The sequence below is a fragment of the Undibacterium sp. JH2W genome, from assembly GCF_049340425.1.
In the GTDB taxonomy this organism is placed as follows: Bacteria; Pseudomonadota; Gammaproteobacteria; order Burkholderiales; family Burkholderiaceae_D; genus Undibacterium.
In genome coordinates this window covers 181,343-201,182 of the sequence record NZ_JBMPOT010000013.1, presented here as the reverse complement: position 1 = coordinate 201,182, position 19,840 = coordinate 181,343, and the positions used below count along the sequence as shown (strand labels likewise).

The following is a 19,840-nucleotide window of genomic DNA, read 5'->3' as shown; positions in this document are numbered from 1 at the left end:
ACAAGGACATCAGCCATGAACAGCATCAATTCCAGCGCTAGCAAAACCTATCAAAGCATTAATTTCTCCGACAAATTCAAGCTGTTCAGCGAACTATGGTCACAAAAAGTCATCGCCGAGATGAATGACTACCAGTTCAAAGTCGCCAGGCTGCAAGGCGACTTCATCTGGCATGAGCATGCCGACACGGATGAAAGTTTTATCATCCTGGAAGGAGAGTTACGCATAGATTTCCGCGATGGCCATGTGCTGATTTCTGCAGGTGAAATGTATGTGGTTCCCAAGGGCGTGGAACATAAACCCAGCGCAGCAGATGAAGTCAAACTCTTGCTGATAGAACCGCGTGGCGTGGTCAATACCGGTGCCGAGGGTGGTGAACGTACCAGCGAATTGGATGTGTGGATTTGAGATGTGTGCCTGTCTTTGAGTTTTTGCCTGGCATGCAAAGATGTACTACCTATGCAATGTCGTAATCCTCGATCAATCATGCCGGACTAGCTACGGCATACAGCGGCTTTTTTCGCATGCAGTATCATGCATTTATATAGCCTGAGCGCGGCGTTATAACGCACCCTACTGGGCTGCTGGCAATGCTCCTTGTAAAATATTCGTCCAGATATAGCGAATGTAGGTACGATTAGCGCAGCGTAATCGTACGCATGCAGGGCTTGAATAACCAGAGACATCAAAGATATCTCGTGATGGGCACCTCCTATCACAGCAGGCGCGTCGCTTATACTTGATTGATTGCGGTGAAGCAGCCATGCTTTTCAAGCAGAATAGAGAGCGACAGCTTCCATGCGTACGATTACGCTGCGCTAATCGTACCTACGTGGACTTGCAAATGGGGGGCGTCCATGTATGCGTTATAACGCACCATTTTGCATTAATACCATCCTCCTTTTACCATCACAACCGGTGCGTTATAACGCGCCCTACTGGGCTGCTGGCAATGCGCTTGCACAAGATCTGGCCGTCGACGTTTGTCCGACAATATGTCGTATCAAATTTGCCATCCACATGCTCATTACAACATCGTCAACTCAATAAAAAAATTAAATACTTGTTGAGAAAACCTGGCGTATTTTGGGAAAAATTCATGCTAACATCGCCAGCAGGCAGCCTCCTGGCGAACCTGAATTAACACTCATTTCTGCCACAACAATATCGTATCCATCATGAAAAAAATCCTGCTCCCTTTACTCATCATCCTGAGCTCGTCAGGCATGAGCTTTGCACAAACACCCGCAGACAATACTGATCAGATGATGTTGCTGGGTTATATAGAAATGAAGCAGATCACAGCCAGGGAGCTGAGCTCTTTTTGCAGCCAGCTTGACCCCGCCTATGAAGCCAAATTTTCTGCCAAGCAAACAGAATGGGATCAGAAAATTCAAATAAAATACTCCGCAGGTGTTGCCATATTCAACAAACACAATTCTGCCCGAGACCAAAAGTCAGAGCTGGTGACACTTGCCAACTTGCCAGAACTACAAAGCCAGATCAAACAAGGCAACAAACCTGAATTTGTCATGCCAGAGCAGATCAAGGAAAAAATGAAACTGCTGGTACAAAAGGACTTGCAAACCAACACGGAAAATTTAAATGCTGCTGAACAGAGAAAGCGTTGTGACTATGTGCTGGCAAGCAAAGGCGTGCCAGAGCTGCCACCTAAAGAATTGCCCTGATCAGTCGGCATATAGTGGCTTTCATTGCATCCAGTACCTTGCATTTATATAGTCTGAACGGTGCGTTGCAACGCACCCTACTGAGCTGCCACTTCGTCTAACACCTGGTGGATGCAAAGCCGTAATCTCAATGTCGTCATGCCAGACTTGATCTGGCATCCAGCAGCTTTTTCGCGCACTGAGAGCCGCATTCATGACTGGGACCGCTGCACACCGCTTTTACGAGTATCAAGAAAGATTTGCGGCCCGAACTTAACGACATGGGATGCCGGATCAAGTCCGGCATGACGGGTTTGAGGGTGATAGCAAAAATAGATCTCATGCTTTTGCCCAGTTGCCATGCTCCCACTCACTCCCCTGAATCAAGAGCGCACTACTTATTATTATCCACCGTCACCACACGCTGTACCTGTGGCGGATATTTTTCATCAAACACCAGTATGCGCAGCATGCCTATCTTCTCGCGTCTTTCATTGAGTTTTTCTGGCTCGTCAACCACACCATATTGTTCCACACCTTCTTTACCAGGGATAAATTGGGTGCCATACAATTGCCCCAATCCCTGGTCATAGCGCATGCGATCTACCATCATGACATAGCGAAAACTATGCAGCTGATTATTCTCGTAGAGTTTTTCAAAGTAAGGGAAATATTTGGCACGGTCATCCTTGTTACTATGCTGGACAACCAGGAACAAGGCTGTGTTGGCGTTATAGCTCAGTTGTCTGGCATCAGGCCAGCCACAGCTCTCAAAAATATTCCGCACGATGACGCGGTTCTTTTGATCACTTTCGCGCAAATCCAGTACGATTTTTTCTAGCTTGGCTTTGTTTTCTGCACTGGGTCCAAATTGCTGATCATAGCCAGCAAGCATAGCGGCACGGCGCAACCCCTGATCGCGCTCCAGCAACTGTTCAAGCTCAGTATTCATCCTGGATGTTTCGCAGGTATCTTGTGCCAGGCAAAGTGCCGACTGGAATGTGAGCAAAAGAAAAAGTAATTTTTTCATCAATGACTCTCGTTAAATATTGATGTGCCGGGTAGTGGTAATAATGGCCGAATTTCACACTCATTCACACCAGGTAAATGGATTGAGTGAATTGTCATTAAAACACGCAACATTCCATATAAACAATAAAATTCTGTGGCGGGCAGCTTTTTATTTTATGTAGTATATTACATACTACATATTAAAAATTTTCATGAGCAAGGGCTTCACCGCCTATTAACATCAATAAGCATCACTAAACATCCATAAACCAGCATGCCCATACCCGCCAGCACCGCTCCCTTAACCCGCTCCCTCGCCCGTGAAGAGGTGTATCGCAGCCTCAAGCACTGGATCGTAGAATTACAACTCGCCCCTGGCGAGATATTGCGCGACCATGAACTGGCATTGCAGTTGGGGGTGTCGCGCACGCCTGTGCGTGAAGCCTTGCGTCAACTGGAAGATGAAGGTCTGGTACTCACCAGTTTTCATAAATGGACCAAGGTTGCGCCGTCGAATCTGGCCGATATTGCCCAGCTCTACCCAGTAGTCGCAGCGCTGGAAGCAGCGGCGCTGGAGCTGGCCTTGCCACGCATGACAGAGGCTGACTTGCAGGCACTGGACGCCTGCAACGCAGCATTGGCACAGGCGATTGCAGCACAGGATCAGCAACTGGCCACCAGCCTGGATGCGCAATTCCACGCCATCATCATACGTGCCAGCCAGAACCTCGAAATAGAAAAAATGCTGGCTGGCCTGCGCCCGCGCATACGTCGCATAGAACTGGCTCACTTTGGCGATCAGCGCATGGCCCCGCAATCAGTAGAGGAACATGCCGCCATCATCGCGGCACTGCGTGCTGGTGATGGCCAAGTGGCAGCTCTACTCATCAAACAAAACTGGAGCTTGCCTCCAGATTTATTGCAACTGGCTGCGACGACCGCAGCCACCTGACTACCCCTCATTTTTGGAGACTTCCATCATGTCATCTGCCCTGCTCATCATTGACTTCCAGAAGGCTGTGTTTACCGAGCCGCCAGCCTATCAGGCAGAGCTAATACTGGCGCGCATCAGCGATCTCATCGCCAGGGCGCGCCAGGCTGGCATGGCGGTGGTATATGTGCAGCATGATGAGGCAGGCACAGTTTGGGAAAAAGGTAGCGACACCTGGCATTTTCCCGCAGCGATTGCACCGCAGCCTGGCGACTATATCTGTCCCAAGCAGCATAGCAGCGCTTTCCAGCAAACCGGTTTTGAGGCCGGGCTGGCTGAGCGTGGCATTGATGAAATCTATGTCTGCGGTTATGCCAGCGAGTTTTGCCTGGACAGTGCGATACGCCAGGCAGCAGCCCTGGGTATCAAGACCAATGTCGTGGCCGATGCCCATACCACGCGCCATCGCCCGCACCTCGATGCCCCCACTATCAGCAATCACCATAACTGGGTGTGGAGTGAGATGGGCCAGATCAGGGTCATCCCGGCTGCGCAATTGTCGTTTTGAGATGAGGACAATATGATCATGACTGATATCAGCACCACACTGGCACAAGCTGCCAAGGATATTCCTGCTGGCTTTGCCTCGCTATCGCAAGGCGTATTCCATGCATCGACCATCGTCTTTCCCGATGCGGCATCTTTCCTGAGCAGGCAGGCGCAAGCGCATACTGGTTATAGCTATGGGCAAAATGGCACGCCTACTCACTATGCCCTGGCAAATAAATTGTCTGAGCTGGAAGGTGGTGGCTACACTGCACTCGTACCCAGCGGCCTGGCAGCCATCGTCCTGGTCAACAGCATGTTGCTGGGCGCGGGTGACCATGTGCTACTACCAGACAGTATCTACGGCCCCACGCTGGAAGTCACCAAAACCCTGTTCGCCAAATGGGGCGTGCAATATACGATTTACCCGAATGATATTGCTGCCGGCATCACTGCATTTTTCAGGGACAATACCAAGTTGATATGGACAGAAAGCCCGGCCTCCAACAGTATGGAAATGCAGGACATACCGGCCATCGTTGCCGCCGCCCGTGCGCACCAGATCAAAGTGGCAATGGACAATACCTGGGCCACGGCGCTGGGCTTTCGTGCGCTGGATGTGGGTGTGGATTTCAGCATACAGGCCCTGACCAAATATGTCGGTGGGCATTCTGATTTATTGATGGGTGCGGTTAGTACACGCGATGAGGCCAGCTATCATGCCTTGCGCAATACCAGTGAGTTACTGGGCTATTACGTCGCCCCTGATGAATGCTTCCTGGCCTTGCGCGGCTTGCCCACGCTGGCGCTCAGGCTGGAAAGGCAATATGCATCAGCGCTGGGCATTGCCGGATTTTTACAAAATCATGTCGCGGTAGATCAACTTCATTACCCACCACTACCTGGCGACAAGTATCATCATTTGTGGAAACGTGATTTCAAAATGGGGAATGGCTTGATGTCTTTTACCCTCAAGAAAAACAATCTGGCCGCCATAGAAAACTTCATCGCTGCCTTGAAAATTTTCACGCTGGGCAATAGCTGGGGAGGCGTGCACAGCCTGATCGCGGTAGCACCACAACGGCAACCCAACACCGGCTGGCTGCTACGCCTGCATGTAGGGGTGGAGCATGTGGATGACTTACTGGAAGATGTGAATCAGGCCCTGGCGACGCTAGATGCATGATGCTGCGCCTGTAGGGTGCGCCATGCGCACCATGCATGGATTTCTATATGTGGAGATGGTGCGTTATAACGCACCCTACCGTATTTTTTCAATGTAACCAGATTTTGTAGGGTGCGTTGCAACGCACCGCTTTGACAATTTGTAGACACGACACGATGCGCATGGCGCACCCTACAAATTGCTGCACAATTTCACCCGCCCTGCTCTTGCAAAAATCGACTGCATCTACAATTATGTAATATCGATATTTTCAATAGAGTGATCATCATGAACCAACATAGCAAGCAGTTCCTAATGACCCATCAAGCGGCAATCGGGCCGCCCGGGTTCTTGAGGAACGATGATGAAAAATCTCTCGCGCACCCTGCGCAGGCATCATGCCGCGCGGCTTAAAAAGAAACGTCAGTATTATTATAGCTGGGTAAAAAAACTCGATCCCAGGCAATTGGGGATAGTCTTGAATACCGTGCCTATCTGCAGCTGTTATATGTGCGGTAATCCGCGCAAGTATTTCAAGGAACGCACAGTGCAGGAAAAGCACTGGATGCAGGTAGTGGAGTAAAAAGCGATGCGCTAATAGGGTCGATTTAGCGCAGCGCAATCGTACGCATGTAAGAAGCCAGGTCTCAGCATTGCTGTCATTTCCGGAAATAATATGCGTACGATTACGCGATGCTAATCGTACCTACGACGCTGCATGTCGGTGTGGAGCATGTGGATGATTTGCTGGAAGATGTGGCCAAGGCCCTGGCGATGCTGAATGCATGATGCTGCGCCTGCATGGATTTCAATATGTGGAGATGGTGCGTTATAACGCACCCTACAACTCAACATTACCACCATTTCCAGGTGCGACATGCGTACGATTACGCTTGCGCTAATCGCACCTACATAACGGTTACACTATGATGCGATCAAAATTTCCAGCAGCCTCGCAAAGCCAGTCGGGATTTCATGCATCTGATCGGGTGTGTAGAGTACGTTCAAGACCTGCCCCCCAGCTCAAGATCGACGACATCGATTGCAAGCCAGTCGCTGGACCAAAAATCTATCGCGCCGATTTTGGAGGAGGATGAAAATTCCAGCCTTTTCAAATCACCAAAGTCCCCTTCCAGAAACTCAGTCCAGGCAAGAATATAAGAAGAGGGAAACTGTGGTTCTACAAGCTCCTTGAAGTAGGCAAGGTGATCGTTCATATACTTTCGCGTTTCAAATCAAAAGTCTATACTAGCTCATCTTGATCCTATGCCCATCGAAAACAAAGACGCAACAATCCTGCACGGTGCCCGCTCCGCCTGCGCGCCAGCGTTCATCACTACTCTGACTCTCCCAGCCTCTGCCGCATCAAGGCCACAAAATTATCCAGCTCAGGCGCGGGCCCGGCGCCCAGATTGGCGTTGGTCGCCATGTCGTCTATCTCGCGTAAAACGGTGCCGCCGCCCATCGATGTCTGGCCCAGCACATAGTAGCGAATATGATCATGCTGCTTGCTGCGCACGATGCCAGAAAAATGTGGTGCAATGACCCAGGTACCCACATTCTGCGTCATTTCTTTCACTGCTTTCCCTGTCAAATCTATAGCTGCAGGCTGGGGGTAGGCCAGTACCAGCAAAGTATGGCTGGTATCAAGATCAAACTGATGCCAGTGATATTGCTCTGCCTGTTCGGGCAAGCTGGGGATGGCCTGTGATTTGCAGGCGAGATGATAAAACAGGAAATGCGAAGTCTCGCTGGAACTGCCGACGATATCAAATAATTGCGCTGCCTGGCGGAAGACGTAATGCGGCAGGATCTGGTAAGCAATGTTGTAAGATAATTGCTCCAGCGATGTACGTGCTGCTGGCTTGCCCTTGAAAAAATCCAACAGTCCCATGGTGTTTTCCCGGAGAGTCGTAAGGAGGATTTCTCACCGCATTGCGGGCGAGAAATTCAGTCAGGATAGCCGCCAGCTTGAGCCTGGAGGCCAAGCAAATGAAACCATGGGTGATGTTATTTTGTCAAACTCAACTTAGCAAGGAAAGGTAAGAGTTTGTTAATTAAATGACCATGAGAAATGAAGCGGTATCAGATCCAGGTAGCTTGGCACTTACCGCCTAAAAAATCCGGCAAATGATACTCATGAACACCGTACCCGCCAGTAGGGTGCGCCATGCGCAGCATCCCGTTTTTTTAAAATTGACGACAAGGTGTGTTATAACGCAGCCTACAAATCCTGCTCGCCTTGCACAAAGTAGGGTGCGTTACAACGCACCGTACAAATCCTGGACGCCCTATGCCAAACCAATATCTATCTTTGCCAACTTCGTGAAGTCACTATTCTCGATAACGGCATTCTCCAGATCTGCATTCCAGTCCATCACTGGCTTACTCCAAAAATCATTTCCCGTTTGCATCAAGTTATGCTCTTCAAATTTTCCAGAAAATTGGTTTAATACCTCATCAAGTACAGCTTCAAATTTTCTGTCATGTCGAAGTGCCTTGGTAATGACTTCTACCGTCAGTAAATATGTCGCTTCGTCTTGCCCGGCATAGATTCTTGCAAAACTTTCCAATTGCCATGCAGCTTCAGGATAAGGCAATAACTCCAAAGCGATATCGACGAAATGCTCAATATCAATTTTCTCTTTAAAGCCATGGCAGTGGATGGCACGCCAGACATTTTCATCAATATGCTGGCCATCGGCACATACGCGCGCTGCAAGCAATTGTAGCGTCTGCTCCGTATAGCCATATTTCTCAAAGAGTTGGTCAATCAAGGTATATTGGTAAGTCTCGTGCCCCATATCCCACTTAAACAAGAGACTGGCTAATTGAGGTAGATATTTTTCATCCACCAGCGTCAGTTCAGCAAGCGCAAAACTACCTCTTGGATGAAATTCATCTTGCCAGGAATTGCTTTCATGATTAACGTTAGCAATATATTCAGAGACCAATGGCCTGAGCTTTGCTATTTTCACAGCCTCATGAAAAAAATCACGCTCATGCACAGGTTTTCCATCGACTAGAAAAACAATTTTATAGTCCTGTGATTGATTGCCATCACCGAGATCAAGAAATTGTTCCATATCGGACGTGGCAGCATTCAATTGCTCACATGCTGACTGCAGGCCTGCCTCACTCATATCTGCTTCTATGGTGAGAACAATCCAGTCTCCCCATTCCTTCTTATTGCCTGGATGTCGCCAGCGCTGCATATTTAATCCTGTTCATGAAATTTTTCATGAATTATGCCAGTTCTTTTGTCGCTTAGGACATGCATCGTACCCGCCAGTAGGGTGCGCCATGCGCAGCATCCCGTTTTTTTAAAATTGACGACAAGGTGTGTTATAACGCAGCCTACAAATCCTGCTCGCCTTGCACAAAGTAGGGTGCGTTACAACGCACCGGCTGGAAGATATCAAATCAAACGCACCCTACCAAGCTCACACCATCCCTTCCAGCGCCCGTGCCAATTGTTCTACCTCATCGAGGGTATTCAGATAAGAAAACGAGGCCCTGGCTATGCTGTGCAAACCACGGGCCTGCATGTCCAGCGGGGTATAGGACACACCGTTTGCACCTATGTAGATGCGCTGCTGTGTCAGCTTGTTTTTTAAGGCCATGGCATCATGCCCGCGCAGATTGAAAGAGACGATGCCGGACTGTGCCCCTTCGCCCAGGTCATGCAGGCTGATGGCGGGGATGCTGGCCAAGCGTGTACGGCAGGCTGCGGCCAGGGTGGCGCTGACATTGCCCAGGTCTGCCACTCCCATATCCAGGGCCAGCTTGACAGACTCTGCCAGGCCCAGTTGCAAGGCCACGGCAGCCTCACTGGTTTCAAAGCGGCGGGCATCATGGCGTAGTTGCGCCTGATCTTCTGCGATGGGAGCAGAAGATACATCGACCCAGGCAGGTTCCAGCTTGTTCAAAAAAGATTTGCGCACATACAGCAAGGCCGTGCCGCGTGGCCCGCGCAAGTGTTTGCGGCCTGCGCTTTTGAGTACATCACATTGCATGGCTTGCACATCGATAGGTACTTGCCCCAGGGCTTGCGCGGCATCAATCAGATAAGGCACGCCTGCGGCGGCAGTGATCTTGCCAACTGCGGCTGCATCATTGATGAGGCCACCATTGGCGGGCAGCCAGGTCAATGAGACCAGACGCACACGGCTGTCCATCATCTGTGCCAATGCGCTGGCATTGACGCTGCCGTCGGCGTGGCAGGGCATGATTTCTACGGTGGCGCCAGCAGCCTGTGCGGCGCGCTGGTAGTTGGCCAGGTTGCCACCCCATTCTTGTCGGCCTACCAAAATCCGCTCCCCTGATCGCAATTTTGGCATGGCGGCAAAGGCACTGCCAAAGCCACTGGAACCGGATGTCATGAGGGCGATTTCATCGCTGCTGGCATTGATTAGCCTGGCGGCATCTTCCCGCAGTGCTTGTAGTTTGTCTGCCACCAGTAGGGCAGCTTCCATGGGGCCGACCTGTGCTTCGAGATCAAGATGCGCATGGATGGCTTGCAGGGCAGCCTGCGGTAACAGCGAGGCGCCGGCATGGTTCAGGTGCAAGCCTTTATCCAGGCCGGGGGTTTGCGCACGTAATTGCGCCAGTTTTTGCGGACTGATCATGCTGCCACCAACTGCACAATGGCGTCCACTTCCACCGCTGCGCCGGTAGGCAGGCTGGCTACCCCTATCGCCGTGCGCGCATGGCGGCCACGCTCGCCCAGGACGGCGACGAACAGATCAGAGGCACCATTGGCGATGGCACTGTGTCCGTCAAAATCTGCCGTGGCAGCGATGAACACACCCAGCCTTTGTACCTGGGCAATGCGGGCAATATTGCCTTCCGTGACCGCGTCGATGATGGCGAGCACGCCGAGAGCGGCTATTTCTGCATCCTGTTTTGCGGCTTCTGCTGTCAGGCCAGCGCCGACGACGCCAGCTTTGGCTGAACCAGGCCTGCCGATTTGTCCGGCGATGATGAGTAAATTGCCTTGCAGGGTATAGCTGAGATAATTGGCAGCAGGTGTCTTGACTGCTGGCAGGCTGTGGCCAAGCTCTTGCAATTTTTGTGAGATGGTGGTCATGAGAATTTCCTTAAACAAGGGTGGAGTTAATGGCCAATAAAAGCTTGCCTTGCGTGCCGCGTTCTGCCAGCGCCGCATGGGCTTGCGCGACATCGGCCAAGGCATATTCAGCGTGAATGCGCAGCTTGACTGTGCCTGTGCTCAGATAATCATACAGCTTGCTGGCATGCTGTTGCAAGACAGCGGATGAATGCAGATAATGCGGCAAGACCGGGCGCGTCAGGGTGATGCTCTTCTTCATGAGTTGCAAGACATCGACAGGATCGGGCTGGCCGCTGGCGGCACCAAACAGGATGACATGGCCGCGAGCAGCGACAACGGCCAGGCTTTGTGTGAACGTGTTTTTGCCAACAGAATCAAACACCACGTCCACGCCACGGCCCCGGGTTTTATCCATTACCTGGGCGACCCAGTCGCTGCCATCGGCATATAGTACGGGCACAGCACCAACACTGCTTAACCATGCCGCCTTGCTGGCAGACGATGCCGTACCAAACACCGTCAGGCCGCGTGCCACCAGCAGTTGCACCAGCCAGCCGCCAACGCCACCGGCAGCAGCATGGACCAGCACTGAGCCAGAAATGGGCAGGCGTGCCACATCATCGGCCAGCATGATGGCGGTCAGGCCATGCTCTATTGCGGCACAGGCATCGCGCAGGCTGACTGCATCCGGTATGCGTACCAGATGGGCGGCAGGCACAGCTACCTGGGTCGCATAAGTGCCTTGCACGCCGGTGGTATACGCCACCCGGTCGCCTATGCGCCAGCCACTGTCCGCTGCTGCCCTGGCCACAATGCCCGTGCCTTCTATACCCATGGGCCATGGCTGTTTGACGCCAGGGTAGCGACCTTCACGCTGGTAGATGTCAACAAAATTCACCCCGGCCCAGGCAGCATCGACGATGATCTCGCCTGTTGGTGCTGCCACTTCCTGCAGTTGTAATTGTTCGGCCCCACCGAACTGCTCTACGATGATCGCTTGCATTGCATTTTCCTCAGACTGTCGATATCGAAATTATTGTCGTAATATGTCCGAACAAAAAACGATACTTTCACAATATGAGTGTGAGGAAAATTCAATATGCAAGGCAAACTGCCCCCCCTGTTCACCCTGCAAGCCTTTGAGGCAGCCTCGCGCCTGGGCAGTTTTAGCCGTGCTGCTGATGAACTGAGCCTGACGCCCGGTGCCATCAGCCGCCAGATACGCCAGCTGGAAGACTGGAGTGGCCTGACCCTGTTCAAACGCAATGGCCCCAGGGTCAGCCTCACTGATGATGGCGCTGCCCTGCTGACGCGCCTGGCCGGGCCCCTGTCTGCCCTGCACCAGGCGATTTATCCACCGGCAGACGCCACACTGAAGACCCTGCACATCAGCACCCTGGCCTCAATCGCCAAGGAATGGTTGTTGCCGCGCCTGGCCAGCTTCAGCATTGCTCATCCACATATCCGCCTCATCATCGATACCGACTACGCGCTGGTGCGTGCGGCACCACGGGTGGCCATGGTGGCGCTACGCCATGGTGCACGGCAAAGCACAGACCAGATCTGCGAAACCCTGTTCACCGACCGCTTGCTGGCCCTGGCATCGCCAGAACTCAAAACCAGGCTGGGCACAAATCCCCGGGTCTGGCCTGCCAGCGCCATGTTGCAACATCTGGCACTGGACCCGGCTGCATGGCTGGCGGCGGCAGGCCTGGCTGAGGATTTCACTTTGCAAGGCCAGGCTTATAACGATGCCGATGTCTTGCTGGAAGCTGCGCAGCACAGCCAGGGCATAGCCCTGGGCCGCCTCTCGATTGCCTGGCGACGCCTGCAGGCGGGTAGCCTGGTGCTTGCCTGCGACACTATCTGCCCCACACCACGCGACAACCTCATGGTCTTGCGCGAAGACAGCGCCGAGCTACCCGAAGTGCTCGCCTTTACCCAATGGCTGCGCGAACAGGCACGCACCTGGCAATTGGAAGTCGATGCCTTTGATGAGAGGCATAAAACCTAACAGTTCATCACATTCATGTTGGGTGTGTTGTAACGCACCGTTTTATGCTCAAACACCTCGATCAGTCGTTTAAATCACATGACAGGCATGCACGCAATTTGAACGCGGATATGCCATTAATTTTTAAGGTCAAATGCGGTGCGTTATAACGCACCCTACCAAACTCAAAGCGCAATCACCGATGATGCGCGGCCTCAATATGGCCAGATAAAAAGCCTGGCGACCTCCCCCACGAAATAACAAAAAAACAGGCATGCCCAGGATGGCATCTGCCTCATCATGCCGTTTTCCAAATTCCAAAACATTGTACTTTAGTTATCATTATGCTATATTGGCAAGCTTTCCAAATATTGCTTATTTAGCACTATTCGGGGAAGGTATTTTTATTTTATTTACTTACATTAATCATTAAAATGAAACTTAGCGCATTGTGTATCGGTACTTCTCTTTTGCTTGCTGTCCTGCTTACGTCTGCCCCTGAAGGCCAGGCGCGTGGTAAAGATTTCCGCTTTAAAACCCAGTTCACAGGCGGCAACACCTGCCTGGATATCATCAACGATGGAAAAAACAAAATCCCCTCCATGGCTAAGTGCAGCAGTTACTCAGGCCAGGCCTGGCAATTGATACAGACTGGTGAAGCAGGATATTTCAAATTGAAGAACGGCTTTTCCGGCCCTGGCATGTGCCTGGACATAGTCAACGATGGCAAAAACAATCAACCCACGATGTCCAGATGCGGTGACTTCAGCGGCCAGTCCTGGAAATTTGAAGCAACACCAGACAACAAATATGCCAAACTGAAAAATACTTTTTCTGGTGAAAAAATGTGCCTGGACATCATCAATGATGGTAAGAACGATCAACTGAGCATGGACAAATGCGACTACGTCACCGGGCAGTTCTGGCGTAATACGGCGTTCTAAAAATCAGGAGATTTGGGTGCCTGAAAATATATCTTAGTTATCCAGTCCAGTAAAAAACTCATCGCAGAGGCACAGAGAAATACAGTATTTATGTCGAACTGGCAGATACATCCCAGCCTTCATCTTCCAGCATCATGCATTTCTCTGTGGCATAGCAGGGAATTCGTGTGTGATACCCGAAGACTGCTTGCAAACAGTCTTTTCTTCCTCTGTGTCTCTGTGTCTCTGTGGTGAGATTTTTGGTTTTGATTTCAACGGGCACGGCAAGGCATTCGCGGCTTAAGCCGCTCCTACAAAACCACTCTGGTAGGGTGCGCCGTGCGCACCATGGCCTCAATTGGCCCACTCTGAAATGCTGCGTTATAACGCACCCTACAAAACCCTGTCTCTGTAGTGCGCTTTCAGGTCTTAATTTTTTCTTGCCCCCAAAAAATCAAACGCCCTCGCTGACCACCAGCAACACGCAACTCTCTTCATCCAGTCCATGCTCTGCCCTTAATCCAGTATCTGCCGCGACATGCAGCAAACCTGCCAGACCAGCGCAACCGGATGCGGTGCTGGCCGGGCCGCCGCGGTTTTGCATGATGTTGATGGCGGCTTGTAATTGCGTTTCGCTGACGCTGATGGCGCTGGCCTGGTGTTGCAGCAAAATCGCCAGTGCCGGGGCAGATGCCAGGCCGCAGGAGAGCATCTGGGCGCTGGTTTGCAAATCGCCTTTGGCATAGACAGGATGGCCTACTCGCAAGGCCAGGGCAACGCAGGCGGCAGAGGCTGGTTCGACGATGATGAGGCGACGTGGTTCGCACATGCTGTCGCGCATGCCCTGGGCCATGGCAGCGGCCAGGCCACCAACGCCAGCCTGTATGAAGAGGTGGCTGGGGCGCTGCGCAGCATCTGTAGGTAATTGCTGTTGCAGCTCTGTGCAGATGAGACTGTAGCCATCCATGACGTCGTTGACGGCTACATCATTGATGTCTTCAGAAGTGTCCGGCACCAGCAAACCCGTACCGTTGCTGGCTGCGGCAGCGGCTTGCAACACGGCGTCATCATAGCTGCTCTGGACCCAGATGACTTCACCACCGAGTTGCCGTATGCGTTCGGCCCGGTTGGCTGCCACGCCTGCAGGCAGGTAAATGGCGGCACGGGTGCCTGCCTTTTTGGCCGCAGCTGTCACGGCCAGGCCGTGATTACCATCGCTGGCACAGATCAGACCTGGCAAGCGCGCAGTGACCTGAAGTTCTTCCAGTGTTTGTATGCCAGTGGCGCGAGCGAGTGCGCGCAGGGCTGCGACCATGCCACCCAGCACCTTGAAATTACCCAGGGGGCGCTGGTTTTCTGCCTTGACCAGAACGCGCCTGACCCTGGCGGCAGCAGCCAGTCCTGGCAAATCCAGCAGGGCTGTGGGGCTATCATCATCGAGCAGGGCGGATGCCTGTATAAGGTGTAGTGGTGTGGTTTTCATTTGCCCAGTGTAAAGCTGCAGCAAAAATCTGCGCCGCAAAGATGGCGATAACTTGCCACAAACAGGCAGATTGCGGTATGCCATTGCACTTAAAACGCGCAGTGCCAGATTTAGTATTGCTACCCGGTTTTAACATTTTCAAAAGGCGCACGCATGCAATTACTTTACCAAACTCATTCTCCCTATGCCCGCAAGGTCCTGGTGTTTGCCCATGAAGCTGGCCTGACAGAACGAATAGAAGTCATCCACCATGAAACCAGCCCTACCCTGCGCAATGAAGCCGTGTATGCACAAAACCCTTTAGGTAAAGTGCCGGTATTGTTGCGGCCAGGTTTGCAGCCTATCTTTGATTCTGATGTGATTTGTGAATACCTCGATACCCTGCATGCAGGCAGGCCACTGATCCCAGCCCAGGGCGAAGCCCGCTGGCATGCCTTGCGGGTGCAGGCAGTGGCCAAGGGCATGGCCGATTCTGGCATTGCCGTGCGCTGGGAAACCACACGCCGACCAGAAGCCCTGCGTTATCCACCATTGCGCGATGGGCATATCGGGAAGCTGCAAGCCAGCTATGACTGGCTGGAGCGTGAACTGGATATGAATGTGGACAGCCCCATGCATGTCGGCCACATCGCCGTGGCCACGGCCCTGAGCTGGCTGGAGTTTCGCGAGCTACCCGACTTTAAGGACAATCACCCCAGGCTGGCTGCATGGTATGCAGAGTTCATTACGCGGCAAGCCATGCTGGCGACACCACTCTCAGGTGATACCCAGGATTAACTTATTCAGTCTCATCAAGGGGCACAGGAATATGCAAGCCACGCTTGAGCAAGCCCAGCGTCACATTGGTGGTGAAGCGTTTGACGTTGGGGTTATCGAGCATGAGGCGCGACATGAAAGTATCAAAAGCTTCCATATGTGGTGCCGTGATAATGAGCACAAAGTCTGCTTCACCCGTGACATAAAAAGCTTGCTGTATCTGTTCCTGCTCATTGAGCCAGGTGCGCAATTGCGCCAATAATTCTGGCCGCTCGCGCTCGACTTCAAGTGAAACGATGAAGAAATTGGGCCGACCTATCTTGGCTGGATCAACAATGGCAGTGTCGCGCTGGATGACGCCTTGCTCACGCAGACGACGCAAACGCCGCTGTATTGCTGATGGTGAGAGTGGCACCTGTTCAGCCAGACGCTCGGCCGCCAGGCTGGAATCTTGTTGCACGAGGTTTAATAACTGGCGGTCAAATTTGTCGAGTTGCATGGTGGTCTGTTCTGGCTGTTCTGGCTGTTCTGGATTAGAGCAAGCTAATACATTCTTTGCCCTGATACAGGATTGTAGCATTCAGGCAGCCGACTTATTTACGCACCCTGCCCTTGAATTGAAAAGCCTGGTTATGCACCTGGTGCGCAAGGGCGCGTGCATCTTCCGGCAGCCAGCTTTCATAGACAAGGGCAATGGCTTCCAGCACTTCGCGGCGGGCCAGCACTGTATTGATTTGTTCTATGGCTTGTTCACCAAAGGCACTTTTGGAGCAGGCGGCATAACCCAGCAGGTAGGCGGGCTGTTCTTGCAGCGGATAGAATTTCAGGTCTATATAATCTGCATTGTCGCGGCTATTCAGAAAATTGGCTTCATACGGATAACCCAGCACCAGGTTGACACGGCCCAGGGCATTCATTTGCAATAAACTTTTTGCGGCATTCGGTGCACTATTGAGATAGATATTTTTCTTGCCTTTGTATGCCTGCAGCAGTTCGTCAATATTCGCACCATAGCTGCGACCACTTTGTGCACCTACAGTCAGCACTTCATCTTCCAGCAATTTGCTTAAATTGAGTTTGTCACCGGCAACCAGATAAGGCCGCAATTGCGCGATCTGGGTACGCGGTATCATGACACCGGGTGGTAGCTGGGCAAAGAAAGGCTGGGAGAAAATCATGGTTTTCTCGCGCTCGGCATTTTTAAACAAGCCCAGGGCGCAGGCATTATCCTCATCCCTGAGCATTAATTCCAGACGCTTGAGCGGGACGTTGATGAACTTGTGCTGATAGGCAGGCAAACCAGGGATAAGCTGGCGCTGCAAGGCCAGGTCGACGATGCCCTCGCCCCTGCCCGGGCCTTCTTGTATATAGAGTGGTGGCAGATGATAGACATACCAGCTAATCTCGTTCGCCCCCTGCATCATGCCGCTGGCAAAAAAACCAGAAGCCAGGGTGGCACTCTTGAACCACTTGGCCACACACGCCCACCCACATAAAACACCCTGCATTCACCCTCTCCCTGCGCACCGGTACAATAAAAGGGCGCAAGTATGTCACACTTTGTCATTTTGACAAAGTTGCGAGAAAATCAAGGAGACACACCGGTGCGTTGGGCGTGGCTTACCTGGTTTCAAAGCTGAAGACCATTCAATACAGCCTCGTAGGGTGCGTTACAACGCCCCCTACAAAGATGGGGAGATATGCCTACCGCTGGGCAAAATCGCCATCGGTTGAGGCTGACAATACCCGCCATTGCTGCAACTCTTGCTGGTGTTTTTCCAGGCTGGCACCGACGATTTGTATGGCATCTGAACCTGCTGTGTAACGCAATGGTGGCTCGACCATATTGCTGATGGACAGTATGGCAGCACCCAGTTTGACCGGGTCACCGGCTTGCTGGTGATTGTAGCCCGCATACGTTTCACGGCTGTTGACGCCGCTATCGGCATAGTCAGCGATGCTCTTGTCGCCATAGCGTACCGAGCTCTGGTCAAGGAAATCAGTGCGGAAGAAACCAGGTTCGACGATGGTGATATGAATACCAAAGCGTGCCACTTCCAGCGCCAGCGATTCCGAGAAACCTTCTATGGCAAACTTGCTAGCGCAATACACCGAGGCACTTTCAAAACCCACCACGCCACCTATCGATGACAGGTTGAAGATATGCCCGCGCCTTTGTTCACGCATGACAGGCAAGGCAGCGCGTGCCATGTTCATGCTGCCATACACATTGGTGTCGAATTGCTGGCGGATTTCTGCCGTGCTGATTTCTTCAAACAAGCCTAGCTGGCCATAGCCTGCATTATTGACCAGCACATCCAGGCTGCCAAACTGTGCGCAAGCTGTCTTGACTGCGGCTTGTGCCTGGGCGTCGTCATTGACATCCAGTGTCAGCGCCAGCACTTGCTCACCATAGCTGGCAAACTGGCTTTGCAGCTTGCTGATATCGCGGCCAGTGACGACAACCTTGTCGCCGCTCTCAAGTGCAGCCTTGGCGATGGCGGCACCTATGCCGCGAGCGGCACCTGTAATTAACCAGGTCTTTTGTTTCATGATCTACCTTTCCAGTGTGACCGCTGATTGCGGAATGTAGCCATGATAGGCAGGCAGGGTCATAAACTAAATGCCGGAAACTTTCTGATTCTTGCCTAATCCTCTTGCGGCCAGCAAATTGCCTGCAATTATTGCTATGATGAATGCCCATTCCTCTTCATCAGACATATGCAAGGCAAGGACGATATCAATTCCAGGCTGGCCAGCATGGTCGCCAGCCTGACGGCGCAAGAAGGCTTTACGGCATCCGCACTGGACTATGTGCATTTCATGCGCAGTGACCATGCCTATCGCCGCACGCCCGTCATGTACGAACCCTGCATCTGCATCATCGTGCAGGGGCGCAAGCAGGCCTATCTGGGCGATGCCACGTACACCTATGATGCGCGGCAATATCTGGTGGTATCCGCGCCCATGCCTTTTGAAGCGGATACCGAGGCAACCGCAGAACAACCGATGCTGGGCATCCACCTGGGCATACAGCACGCCCTGGCGGCAGAGCTGGCGCTGGCCGTGCAGGAGGCGCAAGCTGATGCAGCCCTGGCCCTGACACCCACAGGCAAACCCGCAGGCACACCAGCAAACACGCCCACTTTCATGTATGCAACGCAGGTTGACGATACCCTGGCCGAAGCCGTGCTGCGCCTGCTGCAGGCGCTGGCATCACCACTGGAGGCAAAGATACTGGCACCCGCCATCGTCCGTGAAATTTATTTCCGCATACTCATGGGTGAGCAAGGTGCAGCCATGCGCGCAGCCTTGAGCCAAGGTAGCCATTTTCAGAAAATTAGCCGTGCCTTGCGCAAGATCCATGAGGGCTACAGCGACAAGCTCGATGTCGATAGCCTGGCGCGTGAATCAGGCATGAGCCTGCCCGCCTTTCACCTGCACTTCAAACAAGTGACCAGTACCACGCCCATACAATACATCAAGGCCATGCGCCTGCATAAGGCACGCCTGCTGATGATACGCTCAGGCATGAATGCCTATACCGCATCGAATACCGTGGGTTATGAAAGCAGCTCGCAATTCAGCCGCGAATTCAAACGCCTGTTTGGCCGCAGCCCGCTGGAAGAAGTCAGGCAAATGCGCAGCGTCTTGCGCATGCATGAGGGTGTAGGCTTATCTTCATTATCCTAGGCTAATAAAGATGTAGAATCATCCGGCAATCAGATGCTTTGTTTGACATGCACTGCAACAGGACCAAGGAGTAGAAAATGACGACAGTGAATACCTGGTTTTATTGGGCTGCCTTATCAGCCGTGTTTGCCGCCATGACGGCCATCTTTGCCAAGATAGGCATACAGGGCGTCGACTCTGACCTGGCCACCCTGGTGCGCACTGCCATCATCATCGTCGTGCTATCCCTGTTTGTGGCATACACGGGCAAGTGGAGCAACCCGCTGGAATTGTCGGGCAAGACCTGGCTGTTCCTGACTTTGTCCGGCCTGGCCACGGGGGCATCCTGGGTATGTTATTTTCGTGCATTACAACTAGGGGAGGCATCCAAGGTAGCCCCCGTCGATAAATTCAGCCTGGTGCTGGTGGCGGTATTTGCCTTTGCATTTTTGGGTGAACGGCCATCGCTGCGCGAATGGACAGGCATAGGCATGGTGGCAGGCGGGGTGTTGTTGCTGGCGTTTAAGCGTTGAATTTTTAAAATTTCCCCAAAAATTTCCCTCCGTAGGTTGGGCTACGGGGTATCAGCCCAACCTACAGAATCACTGCCGTTCAAATATCC

The 19,840-nt window shown here is 52.4% G+C and carries 22 protein-coding genes; 11 read left to right on the top strand and 11 right to left on the bottom strand.

Annotated features, from left to right (window positions below; genetic code table 11):
* Window positions 1-15 precede the first annotated feature (15 nt).
* Both ACO0LC_RS20515 and ACO0LC_RS20510 read left to right on the top strand, forming a co-directional pair.
* Entirely contained in the window at window positions 16-408 is a 393-nt protein-coding gene (locus ACO0LC_RS20515) for a cupin domain-containing protein (protein WP_423006530.1), read from the top strand.
* 770 nt (window positions 409-1,178) lie between these two features.
* Window positions 1,179-1,688 carry a hypothetical protein gene (locus tag ACO0LC_RS20510; protein ID WP_423006528.1) on the top strand — a complete coding sequence of 170 codons (510 nt, stop codon included), beginning with the start codon at window positions 1,179-1,181 and terminating at the stop codon, window positions 1,686-1,688.
* A gap of 373 nt (window positions 1,689-2,061) precedes the next feature.
* Here ACO0LC_RS20510 and ACO0LC_RS20505 read toward each other — a convergent pair whose 3' ends face one another.
* Complete coding sequence (locus ACO0LC_RS20505; RefSeq protein WP_423006526.1) at window positions 2,062-2,697, bottom strand: hypothetical protein; 636 nt, start codon at window positions 2,695-2,697, stop codon at window positions 2,062-2,064.
* 255 nt (window positions 2,698-2,952) lie between these two features.
* Between ACO0LC_RS20505 and ACO0LC_RS20500 the strand changes: the two genes are divergently transcribed.
* The 4 genes from ACO0LC_RS20500 to ACO0LC_RS20485 all read left to right on the top strand — a co-directional run bounded on the left by ACO0LC_RS20500 (window position 2,953) and on the right by ACO0LC_RS20485 (window position 5,903).
* A complete protein-coding gene (locus ACO0LC_RS20500) occupies window positions 2,953-3,630 on the top strand; it encodes a GntR family transcriptional regulator (RefSeq protein WP_423006524.1) in 678 nt (225 codons plus the stop codon).
* A gap of 28 nt (window positions 3,631-3,658) precedes the next feature.
* Window positions 3,659-4,177 carry an isochorismatase family protein gene (locus ACO0LC_RS20495; protein WP_423006522.1) on the top strand — a complete coding sequence of 173 codons (519 nt, stop codon included), beginning with the start codon at window positions 3,659-3,661 and terminating at the stop codon, window positions 4,175-4,177.
* 12 nt (window positions 4,178-4,189) lie between these two features.
* A complete protein-coding gene (locus tag ACO0LC_RS20490; protein WP_423006520.1) occupies window positions 4,190-5,341 on the top strand; it encodes a trans-sulfuration enzyme family protein in 1,152 nt (383 codons plus the stop codon).
* 343 nt (window positions 5,342-5,684) lie between these two features.
* Window positions 5,685-5,903, top strand: a complete 219-nt coding sequence (locus ACO0LC_RS20485) for a hypothetical protein (RefSeq protein ID WP_423006518.1) — start codon at window positions 5,685-5,687, stop codon at window positions 5,901-5,903.
* A 421-nt stretch (window positions 5,904-6,324) separates the two neighbouring features.
* On the opposite strand, the gene ACO0LC_RS20480 is transcribed toward ACO0LC_RS20485, so the two are convergent.
* The 6 genes from ACO0LC_RS20480 to ACO0LC_RS20455 form a co-directional block, all read right to left on the bottom strand.
* On the bottom strand, window positions 6,325-6,537 hold the full coding sequence (locus tag ACO0LC_RS20480; protein WP_423006516.1) for a hypothetical protein: 213 nt from the start codon (window positions 6,535-6,537) through the stop codon (window positions 6,325-6,327).
* 119 nt (window positions 6,538-6,656) lie between these two features.
* Window positions 6,657-7,214, bottom strand: coding sequence for a hypothetical protein (locus ACO0LC_RS20475; protein ID WP_423006514.1), 558 nt, complete (start codon window positions 7,212-7,214; stop codon window positions 6,657-6,659).
* Between the two features lie 397 nt (window positions 7,215-7,611).
* Window positions 7,612-8,535 (bottom strand): hypothetical protein, encoded by a 924-nt coding sequence (locus ACO0LC_RS20470; RefSeq protein WP_423006512.1) that lies wholly within the window; start codon window positions 8,533-8,535, stop codon window positions 7,612-7,614.
* 228 nt (window positions 8,536-8,763) lie between these two features.
* The gene (locus tag ACO0LC_RS20465; protein ID WP_423006510.1) at window positions 8,764-9,948 is read right to left on the bottom strand and encodes an aminotransferase class V-fold PLP-dependent enzyme; all 1,185 of its coding nucleotides are present in this window, start codon (window positions 9,946-9,948) and stop codon (window positions 8,764-8,766) included.
* Window positions 9,945-10,409, bottom strand: coding sequence for a RidA family protein (locus ACO0LC_RS20460; RefSeq protein WP_423006508.1), 465 nt, complete (start codon window positions 10,407-10,409; stop codon window positions 9,945-9,947). Before ACO0LC_RS20460 ends, ACO0LC_RS20465 begins: the two co-directional genes overlap by 4 nt.
* 10 nt (window positions 10,410-10,419) lie before the next feature.
* Window positions 10,420-11,394 (bottom strand): quinone oxidoreductase family protein, encoded by a 975-nt coding sequence (locus ACO0LC_RS20455; protein WP_423006506.1) that lies wholly within the window; start codon window positions 11,392-11,394, stop codon window positions 10,420-10,422.
* Between the two features lie 96 nt (window positions 11,395-11,490).
* On the opposite strand from ACO0LC_RS20455, the gene ACO0LC_RS20450 reads away from it, so the two are divergent.
* Both ACO0LC_RS20450 and ACO0LC_RS20445 read left to right on the top strand, forming a co-directional pair.
* The gene (locus ACO0LC_RS20450; protein ID WP_423006504.1) at window positions 11,491-12,405 is read left to right on the top strand and encodes a LysR family transcriptional regulator; all 915 of its coding nucleotides are present in this window, start codon (window positions 11,491-11,493) and stop codon (window positions 12,403-12,405) included.
* Window positions 12,406-12,818: 413 nt separating this feature from the next.
* Window positions 12,819-13,328, top strand: a complete 510-nt coding sequence (locus ACO0LC_RS20445; RefSeq protein ID WP_423006502.1) for an RICIN domain-containing protein — start codon at window positions 12,819-12,821, stop codon at window positions 13,326-13,328.
* A 433-nt stretch (window positions 13,329-13,761) separates the two neighbouring features.
* On the opposite strand, the gene ACO0LC_RS20440 is transcribed toward ACO0LC_RS20445, so the two are convergent.
* Window positions 13,762-14,790: a pyridoxal-phosphate dependent enzyme gene (locus ACO0LC_RS20440; RefSeq protein WP_423006500.1), complete on the bottom strand. Its 1,029-nt coding sequence runs from the start codon at window positions 14,788-14,790 to the stop codon at window positions 13,762-13,764.
* A gap of 153 nt (window positions 14,791-14,943) precedes the next feature.
* Between ACO0LC_RS20440 and ACO0LC_RS20435 the strand changes: the two genes are divergently transcribed.
* Window positions 14,944-15,567, top strand: a complete 624-nt coding sequence (locus ACO0LC_RS20435) for a glutathione S-transferase (protein WP_423006499.1) — start codon at window positions 14,944-14,946, stop codon at window positions 15,565-15,567.
* Between the two features lies 1 nt (window position 15,568).
* Here the strand turns inward: ACO0LC_RS20435 and ACO0LC_RS20430 are convergent, their stop codons facing one another.
* From ACO0LC_RS20430 to ACO0LC_RS20420, 3 genes are all read right to left on the bottom strand, one after another.
* A complete protein-coding gene (locus ACO0LC_RS20430) occupies window positions 15,569-16,045 on the bottom strand; it encodes an Lrp/AsnC family transcriptional regulator (protein WP_423006497.1) in 477 nt (158 codons plus the stop codon).
* 94 nt (window positions 16,046-16,139) lie between these two features.
* Window positions 16,140-17,024 carry a TIGR02285 family protein gene (locus tag ACO0LC_RS20425; RefSeq protein ID WP_423006495.1) on the bottom strand — a complete coding sequence of 295 codons (885 nt, stop codon included), beginning with the start codon at window positions 17,022-17,024 and terminating at the stop codon, window positions 16,140-16,142.
* A 226-nt stretch (window positions 17,025-17,250) separates the two neighbouring features.
* A complete protein-coding gene (locus ACO0LC_RS20420; RefSeq protein WP_423006493.1) occupies window positions 17,251-18,099 on the bottom strand; it encodes an oxidoreductase in 849 nt (282 codons plus the stop codon).
* 168 nt (window positions 18,100-18,267) lie between these two features.
* Here ACO0LC_RS20420 and ACO0LC_RS20415 point away from each other — a divergent pair, with 168 nt between their 5' ends.
* Complete coding sequence (locus ACO0LC_RS20415; RefSeq protein WP_423006491.1) at window positions 18,268-19,239, top strand: AraC family transcriptional regulator; 972 nt, start codon at window positions 18,268-18,270, stop codon at window positions 19,237-19,239.
* A 77-nt stretch (window positions 19,240-19,316) separates the two neighbouring features.
* Entirely contained in the window at window positions 19,317-19,751 is a 435-nt protein-coding gene (locus tag ACO0LC_RS20410) for an EamA family transporter (protein ID WP_423006489.1), read from the top strand.
* The last annotated feature ends 89 nt before the right edge of the window (window positions 19,752-19,840 follow it).